Origin of the sequence: Streptomyces sp. NPDC020490, assembly GCF_044335305.1 — a bacterium.
Lineage (GTDB): Bacteria > Actinomycetota > Actinomycetes > Streptomycetales > Streptomycetaceae > Streptomyces.
Map to the genome: position 1 here is coordinate 99,875 of NZ_JBIRUY010000019.1, position 9,571 is coordinate 109,445.

8 protein-coding genes and 2 pseudogenes are annotated in these 9,571 nt (G+C 73.7%); 6 read left to right on the forward strand and 4 right to left on the reverse strand.

Translation table 11 applies throughout. The features are described from left to right. The first annotated feature begins 157 nt into the window (after positions 1 to 157). The 5 genes and pseudogenes from ACH4ZX_RS20960 to ACH4ZX_RS20980 all read left to right on the forward strand — a co-directional run bounded on the left by ACH4ZX_RS20960 (position 158) and on the right by ACH4ZX_RS20980 (position 4,868). Entirely contained in the window at positions 158 to 2,410 is a 2,253-nt protein-coding gene (locus ACH4ZX_RS20960; protein ID WP_398274638.1) for an MMPL family transporter, read from the forward strand. Between the two features lie 128 nt (positions 2,411 to 2,538). Next, positions 2,539 to 3,047 (forward strand): annotated as a pseudogene (locus ACH4ZX_RS20965) (YbaK/EbsC family protein). Continuing rightward, positions 3,044 to 3,889, forward strand: a complete 846-nt coding sequence (locus ACH4ZX_RS20970) for an EamA family transporter (protein ID WP_398274641.1) — start codon at positions 3,044 to 3,046, stop codon at positions 3,887 to 3,889. The pseudogene ACH4ZX_RS20965 and the gene ACH4ZX_RS20970 overlap by 4 nt, the downstream one beginning before the upstream one ends. 9 nt (positions 3,890 to 3,898) lie before the next feature. After that, a complete protein-coding gene (locus ACH4ZX_RS20975; protein ID WP_398274644.1) occupies positions 3,899 to 4,480 on the forward strand; it encodes a hypothetical protein in 582 nt (193 codons plus the stop codon). Between the two features lie 112 nt (positions 4,481 to 4,592). Continuing rightward, positions 4,593 to 4,868 carry a DUF1876 domain-containing protein gene (locus ACH4ZX_RS20980; RefSeq protein WP_360743599.1) on the forward strand — a complete coding sequence of 92 codons (276 nt, stop codon included), beginning with the start codon at positions 4,593 to 4,595 and terminating at the stop codon, positions 4,866 to 4,868. A 57-nt stretch (positions 4,869 to 4,925) separates the two neighbouring features. Here ACH4ZX_RS20980 and ACH4ZX_RS20985 read toward each other — a convergent pair whose 3' ends face one another. The 4 genes from ACH4ZX_RS20985 to ACH4ZX_RS21000 form a co-directional block, all read right to left on the reverse strand. After that, positions 4,926 to 6,092, reverse strand: coding sequence for a serine hydrolase domain-containing protein (locus ACH4ZX_RS20985; protein WP_398274647.1), 1,167 nt, complete (start codon positions 6,090 to 6,092; stop codon positions 4,926 to 4,928). 208 nt (positions 6,093 to 6,300) lie between these two features. After that, a complete protein-coding gene (locus ACH4ZX_RS20990; protein WP_398274650.1) occupies positions 6,301 to 7,068 on the reverse strand; it encodes an energy-coupling factor ABC transporter ATP-binding protein in 768 nt (255 codons plus the stop codon). Further along, complete coding sequence (gene cbiQ, locus ACH4ZX_RS20995; protein ID WP_398274653.1) at positions 7,056 to 7,817, reverse strand: cobalt ECF transporter T component CbiQ; 762 nt, start codon at positions 7,815 to 7,817, stop codon at positions 7,056 to 7,058. Before cbiQ ends, ACH4ZX_RS20990 begins: the two co-directional genes overlap by 13 nt. A 1-nt stretch (position 7,818) precedes the next feature. Continuing rightward, positions 7,819 to 8,874 carry an energy-coupling factor ABC transporter permease gene (locus ACH4ZX_RS21000; protein ID WP_398274656.1) on the reverse strand — a complete coding sequence of 352 codons (1,056 nt, stop codon included), beginning with the start codon at positions 8,872 to 8,874 and terminating at the stop codon, positions 7,819 to 7,821. Positions 8,875 to 9,070: 196 nt separating this feature from the next. Here ACH4ZX_RS21000 and ACH4ZX_RS21005 point away from each other — a divergent pair. Beyond that, a pseudogene (locus ACH4ZX_RS21005) lies at positions 9,071 to 9,403 on the forward strand (SsgA family sporulation/cell division regulator); the annotation flags it as partial. Positions 9,404 to 9,571 lie beyond the last annotated feature (168 nt).

Genomic DNA, 9,571 nt, shown 5'->3' on the forward strand with positions numbered 1-9,571 from the left:
CCTGCGCCGCCCGGGCATCCCCGCCGGGCATCCGCACCGCCTGAGATCCCCTGCAAGGCACCAGTAAACACCGCACCACCTGACGCGACCGCTCACGTCGTCGGGCCGATGACCCCTGCCCCGAAACACCCCACGACCTGACCGGGAGTACGCCCCCGTGGCCACATTCCTCTACCGACTCGGCCGGTTCGCCTTCAGGCGACGGCACTTCGTCGCCCTGTTCTGGGTGGCCCTGCTGACACTGGCGGGAGTCGCCGCGGCGAGCGCGCCCGCCGCCGGCAGTACCGCCTTCTCGATCCCCGGAACCGAGGCGCAGAAAGCTTTCGACCTGCTGGAACAGCGCTTCCCCGGCATGAGTGCCGACGGCGCGACGGCCCGCGTCGTCTTCAAGGCGCCGGCCGGCGAGAAGACCACCGACCCCGGCAACAAGGCGACCGTGGAGAAGACGGTGCGGGAACTCGCCGACGGCTCCGAGGTCGCCTCCGTCGCCGACCCGTTCAAGGCCCACGCCGTCAGCAAGGACGGCACGATCGCCTACGCGTCGGTGAAGTACGACGTCTCCGGCATGGAGGTGAAGGACGCCTCCCGGGACGCCCTCGAGCAGGCCGCGCAGGACGCCCGCGACGCCGGGCTGACCGTCGAGGTCGGCGGTGACGCGTTGCAGAGCACACCGGAGACCGGCGCCACCGAGGTCATCGGCATCGCGGTCGCCGCGGTCGTCCTCGTCATCACCTTCGGCTCGCTCGTCGCGGCCGGCCTGCCGCTGCTGACGGCGATCATCGGCGTCGGCATCGGCGTGTCGGCGATCACCGCGCTGGCGAGCACGCTCGACCTGGGCTCCACCACCTCCACCCTGGCCACGATGATCGGCCTGGCGGTCGGTATCGACTACGCCCTGTTCATCGTCTCGCGCTACCGCGCCGAACTCGCCGAGGGCCGCGAGCGCGAGGAGGCGGCCGGCCGGGCCGCCGGAACGGCCGGGTCCGCGGTGGTCTTCGCGGGCCTGACGGTCGTGATCGCGCTGGTCGGCCTGTCGGTGGTCGACATCCCGATGCTGACGAAGATGGGCGTCGCCGCCGCGGGCACGGTGGCCGTCGCGGTGCTGATCGCGCTGACCATGATCCCGGCCCTGCTCGGGTACGCGGGCCGCAGGATCAAGCCCGCCGGCGAGCAGCGCGGGCTGCGGGGCGGCGCGCGGAAGAACGCCTCCGGCAAGCCCAACCTGGGCACCCGCTGGGCGAGCTTCGTCGTACGGCGGCCGGTCGCCGTCCTGCTGCTCGGCGTGGTCGGCCTCGGGGCGGCCGCCGTGCCCGCCGCCTCGCTGGAACTGGGCCTGCCGGACGACGGCTCCCAGCCGACGTCGACGACGCAGCGCCGCGCCTACGACCTGCTCTCCGAGGGCTTCGGCCCGGGCTTCAACGGCCCCCTGCTGGTCGTCGTCGACGCCACTGCCGCCGACGACCCCGAGGGCGCGGTGGCCGCGGTCACCGACGGCATCAAGGGCCTGAAGGACGTCGTCACCGTCACCCCCGCGACCTACAACACGGCCGGCGACACCGCCACGATCACCGTGATCCCAGGCTCCAAGCCGTCGTCGGTCAGCACCGAGGACCTGGTGCACGGCATCCGCGGCGCGGGCGCCGGCGTGCGGGCCGACACCGGCGCGACGGTGCTGGTCACCGGCTCGACCGCGATGAACGTCGACGTCTCGCAGAAGCTGAACGACGCGCTGCTGCCCTACCTGGCCCTCGTGGTCGGCCTCGCCTTCCTGCTGCTGATCGTGGTCTTCCGGTCGGTCCTGGTCCCGCTGAAGGCGGCCCTCGGCTTCCTGCTGAGCGTCACGGCCGCCCTGGGCGCGGTCGTCGCGGTCTTCCAGTGGGGCTGGCTGGCCGGCCTGATGGGGGTCGAGGAGACCGGCCCGGTGATGTCGATGATGCCGATCTTCATGATCGGCGTGGTCTTCGGCCTCGCGATGGACTACGAGGTGTTCCTCGTGACGCGGATGCGGGAGGCGTACGTCCACGGCGAGAGGCCCAGCCAGGCCGTGGTGACGGGCTTCCGGCACGGTGCCCGGGTGGTCACGGCCGCCGCGGTGATCATGATGGCGGTCTTCTCGGGCTTCATCGGCTCCAGCGAGTCGATGGTGAAGATGATCGGCTTCGGCCTCGCGATCGCTGTCTTCTTCGACGCGTTCCTCGTGCGCATGGCGATCGTGCCGGCGGTACTCGTCCTGCTCGGCCGCAGGGCCTGGTGGCTGCCGAGGTGGCTGGACCGGGCACTGCCGAACGTCGACGTCGAGGGCGAGGGCCTGCGCACCCCGGCAGGCGGCCGCGACGCGGGCACGGGCGCGGACGAGGGCGCGGACGAGGACCCGGACGCCGACGAGGACCGGGAACTGGTCAGGGCCTGAGCCCTGGCGGGCGGGGGCGGAGGCCGGCCCTCGCGGGGCCGACGGCGCGCACCGGCCCTCGGGCAGCCGGGGGCGGACACCGGAAACCCGGTCGTCCGCCCCCGGCCCGCGACGCTAGCGTGCCGTGCATGACGACCGCCGACACCACCGGTGACTCCGCCGCCCACCCCCGGTTCGCCGAGGCCCTGCGCGCGCTGGGCCTCGACGACCTGCCTCCGCGCATCCGCCGCTTCCCCGACGCCACCCGCACCGCGGCCGAGGCCGCCGCCGCGATCGGCTGCGAGCTGAGCCAGATCTGCAAGTCGCTGGTCTTCGCGGCGGACGGGGAACCGGTGCTCGTCCTCATGGACGGCGCGTCGCGGGTGGACCCGGAGCGGGTCCGCGCGGAACTCGGCGCCACGAAGGTGACCCGGCGAGCGCCGACGTCGTACGGGAGACCACCGGGTACGCCATCGGCGGCGTGCCGCCCTTCGGGCACCGCACCAGGACCCGGGTGCTCGCCGACCGCTCGCTGCTCGTCCACGACACGGTGTGGGCCGCCGCGGGAACCCCCTACACCGTCTTCCCGATGGCGCCGCAGGCGCTGATCGCCCACGCCGGCGCCACGGTGACGGACGTGCGCGAGCGGTCTTCGTGACCCCGCTGGTCACCGTGGCCGTACTGCTGGCCGCGGTGACGCACGCCGGCTGGAACGCCCTCGCCCACCGCATCACCGACAAGCTGGCCGGCTTCACCCTGATCGCGGGCGGCGGCCTGCTGATCGGGCTCGCCCTGACGCCGTTCACGGCGGTCCCGCGGGCGGACGCCTGGCCGTACCTGATCGCCTCCGCGGTCGTCCACGCCGCCTACTACGTGCTGCTGATGCGGTCCTTCCGGCTGGGGGACTTCGGGCAGGCGTACCCCATCGCGCGCGGCACCGCGCCCCTGGTCGTCACGCTGCTCGCCGCCGTCTTCGCGCACGAGGTGCCCGACGGCTGGGCCGCCGCCGGCATCGCCCTGTCCTGCGCGGGCCTGACCGGAGTGGCGCTGTGGGGACTGCACGGGCACCGGCCCGACCGGGCGGCCATCGGCGCGGCCCTGGCAACCGGCCTGACCATCGCGGCGTACACGGTCCTCGACGGGCTGGGCGTACGCGCCTCCGGCTCGTCCCTCGGATACGTCGCCTGGCTGATGGCGGTCGAGGGCGTGGCGATCCCGGCGTACGCGCTGTACCGCCTGCGCGGACGGTTCATTGCCGTCCTGCGGCCCTTCGCCGGCGTCGGACTCCTGGGCGCCGCCCTGTCCGTGCTGGCCTACGGGCTGGTCCTGTGGGCGCAGACGAAGGCGGAACTGGCCCCGGTGGCGGCCCTGCGCGAATCCTCGATCATCGTGGGAGCGGCCATCGGCGCCGTCTTCTTCAGGGAACGGTTCGGCGTGCCGCGCGTCGTCGCGGCGGGGCTGCTGGTGGCCGGCATCGGCCTCATGCTGCACGCGGCGTAGCGGCGGCGGATGCGGCAGTACGTGTACGTCACGTGCGGCAAGGGCAGCAAGGAGAACGTGACCATGTCCGGCCGGACCCTCAGGGGATTGAGCATCGCGTGCGCTGCCGTGCTGCTGTCAGTGGCAGTCGCTGCCTGCGCGTCGGACGACCAGAGTGCCGGGCGGCCGGAACACCACAGTGCGGCCTCCTCCGACGACGCACCACGGACGGCGGCCGTGTCCCCCGGAGATTCCCAGCCCTCTGTGCGAACGCCCCCGGAACTGGACGATGACGAGACGCTCGCCGGGCGGGGGAGGGCGACCACCGGGAACGCCGTCATCGAGTTCCACGCGGGGAAGAAGGGCGACGCGCTGATCGTCGCGGTGCGGTGCCAGGGCAAGGGGGAAATCGATGTCGCACTGCGTCCGGTGCACGTCTCGTTCCCGCTGGAGTGCCTCGCGGGCGAAGTCAGCACCACTTACCACCAAGTGGCGGTGAGGGGGGTGGACCGAAGCGGAGTGGTCTCCGTCGAAGCGCCGTCGACCGTCCACTGGTCTCTGACCGTCGGCCGCGGCGCGCCCGTGCGGGAGGAACCGCCCGGTGACGGCTGAGGCCCGGCACCGGCGCGCGCAGGGGGGCCGGGGCGCTGCGCCGCGCAGGCGGCGGGTGCGTTCTGGGGTGGACAGGCGCACTCTGGGAGGAGGAGTTCCGGAGGTGATCCTCATGATGCACGCCCCAGTGGGATGGCACGTCGAGATGGAGTTCCAGGAGGACGACCAGCACACGCGGGCGGTCGCGCTGCTGCGCCTGCCCGACGGGAGCGAGGTGCGGGCGCACGGTCACGCCAGCCGCCACTACAGCGACTCCAATCAGCCGCGCGTCGGCGAGGAGATCGCCGGCGCTCGGGCGTTGAACGAACTCGCCATGGAACTGCTCACCAAGGCGCACGGCGAGATCGACTCCGCGTCCGGGCGGACGTCGCACCCGATCCACGTCTGAGACCGGCAGTACGACGTGCCTACGGCAGTACGACGTGCCTACGGCAGTACGACGTGCCTACGGCAGTACGGCGTTCCGTACCGCCCGCAGCAGTGCCTGCGCCCGCGGGTCCGCCGTCACGCTCTTGCGGAAGCCGTTGGTCACGTAGCCGAAGGCGACGCCGGCGTCGGGGTCGGCGAAGCCGAGGGACCCGCCGCGGCCCGGGTGGCCGAAGGAGGCGGGTGACAGCAGCGGGGAGGTCGCCCCGTGCAGCATGTGGCCGAGGCCGAACCGGGTGTTGACCACGAGCACGCGGTCCGGTCCGGCGCTGCGCTCGGCGCGGGCCAGCTCCGCGGTCTCCGGGGTGAACAGCCGGGTGCCGCCGTCCACCTCGCCGATCAGCGACGCGTAGACGCGGGCCAGGCCGTCGGCGGTGGCGATGCCGTTGGAGGCGGGCAGGACGGCGGCCCGGTACGCCGGGTCGTTCTCGTCGGGCTGCGGGGTGATCGCGGCGAAGGCGCGGCGGGTGAGCGAGGCCGGGTCGGCGTAGGCGTCGGCGACCGCGCGCTTGGGGCGGATCCTGAGCGCGGCCGCCGGGTCCGCCGGAGGATCGACTTGCGCCACCCGGCCCACCCGCGCCGTCTCGCCGGCCGGCAGCCCCAGCCACAGCTCGGCCCCGACCGGGCCCGCGATCTCGTCGGCGATCCAGTCGCCGATCTCCCGGCCGGTGACCCGTCGCACCAGCTCGCCGGTCAGCCAGCCGTACGTCTGCGCGTGGTAGCCGTGGTCCGTGCCTGGCTCCCAGACGGGTGCCTGCGCCGCGACCGCCTCGGCGACCGTCACCGGGTCCAGGGCCTGCGCGGGCGTCAGCGGCCGGTCCAGCACGGGTACGCCCGCCCGGTGCGCGAGCAGGTGCCACACCCGCGTCCGCTCCTTGCCGGCCGCCTTGTACTGCGGCCAGTACTCGCCCACCGGCGCGTCCAGGTCCAGCGCCCCGCGCTGGTGCAGCAGCAGGAGCGCGGCGGCGACGACGCCCTTGGTCGCCGAGCGCACGATCTGGGCGGTGCCCCGCTGCCACGGCTCGGTCCCGTCGACGTCCTTCGTGCCGCCCCACAGGTCGACGACCTTGTGGCCGCCCCGGTAGACGGCGACGGCCGCGCCCCGCTCGCCGAGCACCTCGAAGTTGCGCACGAACGCTTCCCCGACCGGCTCGAACCCCTCGGCCACCGTGCCGTTCACGTCCACGTCCGCGCCCTCCTCCGGCTCACCTGCGACGGTCGGACCAACACGCGCACACGGCGTGCGATTCCCCGGCGGCGCGGCCCGGACGCGATCGTTACGGCGGCGTGGCCGCGCGCCGCCGTCGATCACGGGCGCCGTGTGCGCGCCCAAAGCGGTCGGCATGCGCGCCGCGCGCTGTCGTCACGTGCCCGGCGTCACCGGCGGACCCGTGTCACGGACGGCCGGCGGGGGCCGCCACGGAACGCGGGTCGAAGCCGAAGGGCAGCTCCAGACGGTGGGCGCGCATCAGCTCCTCGTCCGACAGCAGCTCGGCCGTCTTCCCGTCCGCCGCGATCACGCCCTCGCTCAGGATCAGGGAACGCGGGCACAGCTCCAGCGCGTACGGCAGGTCGTGCGTGACCATCAGGACGGTCACGTCGAGCGAGCGCAGGATGTCGGCCAGCTCACGGCGGGAGGCGGGGTCGAGGTTGGAGGACGGCTCGTCCAGGACGAGGATCTCCGGCTCCATGGCCAGCACGGTCGCCACGGCCACCCGGCGCCGCTGTCCGAAGGACAGGTGGTGCGGGGGACGGTCCTTGAACTCCGCCATGCCCACCCGCGTGAGCGCCCGGTCCACGCGCTCCTCCAGCTCCGCGCCCTTCAGCCCGGCCGCCGCGGGTCCGAACGCCACGTCCTCGCGGACCGTCGGCATGAACAGCTGGTCGTCGGGGTCCTGGAAGACGATGCCGACCCGGCGCCGGATCTCGGCCATGTGCTCCTTGCCGACGGGCAGCCCGGCGACCTTCACCGTGCCCGCGCCGCCGGCCAGGATGCCGTTGAGGTGCAGGACGAGGGTCGTCTTGCCGGCGCCGTTCGGGCCGAGCAGGGCGACCCGCTCGCCGCGAGAGATGCGGAAGTCCACGCCGAACAGGGCCTGGTGGCCGTCCGGGTAGGCGAAGGCGAGGCCGGAGACCTCGAGAGAGTCGGTCACAGCATCCATCCCAGCAGGCAGACGACGAGGGCGGCGAAGGGGAGGGCGAGGGCGGACGACCACTGCGCCCGGGAGGCGGTCACCTCGTCGATGACCGGCATGGAACCGGCGTACCCGCGGCTGACCATGGCCAGGTGCACGCGCTCGCCGCGCTCGTAGGAGCGGATGAACAGGGCGCCCGCGGACTTGGCGAGCACCCCCCAGTGCCGCACCCCGCGCGCCTCGAAGCCCCGCGACTCCCGCGCGATGCGCATGCGCCGCATCTCGTCGGTGATGACGTCGCCGTAGCGGATCATGAAGGACGCGATCTGCACGAGCAGCGGCGGGAGCTTCAGCCGCTGCAGGCCGAGCAGCAGTTCGCGCAGCTCGGTGGTGGCGGCCAGCAGCACGGACGCGGCGACGCCGAGGGTGCCCTTGGCGAGCACGTTCCACGCGCCCCACAGGCCGTTCACGCTCAGCGACAGGCCCAGGACGTCCACCCGGTCGCCCTCCGCGACGAACGGCATCAGCACGGCGAACGCGACGAACGGCACCTCGATCAGCAGCCGTTTGAGCAGGAAGGCGGCGGGCACGCACGCGTGCCGCGCGACGGCCGCGAGCAGCAGGGCGTACAGCCCGAACGCCCACATCGCCTCCCGCGGGGTCGACACCACGACCACGACGAACGCGAACGCGGCGGCGAGCTTGGTGTGCGGCGGCAGGGCGTGCACGGGCGAGTGCCCGTGCACGTAGAGCCTGTGTGCGTGACCGGCGCCCACGTCAGACCCCCGTGCTCACGGGGGAGGCGTCGTCGACGCGACGCCGGCGCACAACCCAGAACACCGTGCTGCCCGCGACGACGGTGGCGCCCACGCCGATCACGCCCGCCAGGCCACCGGACAGCCGGGCGTCCGCGATGTCCTTCACGCCGTAGCCGGCGAGCGGGGAGTCCTCCGTGGCGTGCCGCCCGGTCTTCTGGTCGATGCCCTTGTCGTGGGCGACCTTCTCCAGGCCGTCCGGGTTGGAGGAGGCGTAGAAGCTGACGAACCCGGCGAGGACCAGCGAGGTGGTGAGGCCGGTGATCCACAGCGCGCGGCGGGACGTGCGCGCCGCCACGGGCGCCGTGCGCGCCCCGCCGGGCGCCGGCGCGTCGACCAGCACGCCGTTCACGCGCAGCTTCAGGCGCTGCTGCAGGCCGCGTGCGCCGTACACGAGGTCCGGGCGTACGGCGATCACGGCGCCCACCGTCAGCGCGGTGATCGCCGCCTCGCCGACGCCGATCAGTACGTGCACGCCGACCATCGCGGTGGCGATCTTGCCGATCGAGACGTCGGTGGTGCCGCCGACGGCGTAGACGCACGTGAAGGCGACGGCGGCGGCCGGGACCGAGACGAGCGCGGCGACGAACGAGGCGACGGTGACCGAGCGCCGGCGCCGCGGCAGCACCTTCACCAGGAACCGGAAGAGGGCGTACGCGACGACCGTCGTGACGATGGCCATGTCGGTGATGTTCACGCCGAGCGCGGTCAGGCCGCCGTCCGCGAAGAGGATGCCCTGCATGAGCAGGACCACGGACACGCACAGCACCCCGGTGAACGGGCCGACGAGGATCGCGGCCAGCGCACCGCCCAGCAGATGGCCGCTGGTGCCCGCCGCGACGGGGAAGTTCAGCATCTGCACGGCGAAGATGAACGCCGCCACCAGACCGGCCAGCGGCGCCGTCCGCTCGTCGAGCTCACGCCGCGCACCGCGCAGGCTCACCGCGACGGCGGTCGCTGCGACCGCGCCGGCCGCGGCGGACGTGGGGGCGTCAATGAATCCGTCAGGTACGTGCACCGTTCGATGATAGTGGCTTGTTGCGAACGCTTTGCAAGAGCGGAGAGAGGAGAACAGGAACGGTTCCTGTACCGAGGGCGCCGGGGAGCAGGGGCGTTCCCGTTCCCCGCGGGGCGTTGTCCGGAAAATGTGCGACATTGAAGAGGGGTGGACGCACAGCTTCCGCATAGGTCACGCTGCGTGAGAGGGCCGACCGATGTCCGTAGTCGAGCAGTACGCACGAGCCCATATCGTCACCGGCGCGGACCCCCCGGAAGAGGAGCGCGACGCCGTGCCGGTCCGCCTGCGCTACGACCCCGAGGCCGACCCGCGCGCGGTCCGGGTCGGACTGCCCGGGACCCACGAATGGACCTTCTCGCGCTCGCTGCTCGAACAGGGCCTGCGCGCCCCCGCCGGCAGCGGGGACGTCCGGGTGTGGCCGTGCGGCCGGGTGCAGGCTGTGGTGGAACTCCACTCCGACCAGGGCGTCTCGGTGGTGCAGTTCGAGACGAAGGCCCTGTTGCGGTTCCTGCGCCGCACGTACCTGGCCGGGGGGGGGGGGGGGGGGGGGGCGGGGCGCCCCCCCCCCCCCGCGGGCCCCGCCGCCCCCCCCCCCCCCCCCCCCCCCCCCCCCCCCCCCCGCCCCCCCCCCCCCCCCCCCCCCCCCCCCCCCCCCCCCCCCCCCCCCCCCCCCCCCCCCCCCCCCCCCCGCCGGAAA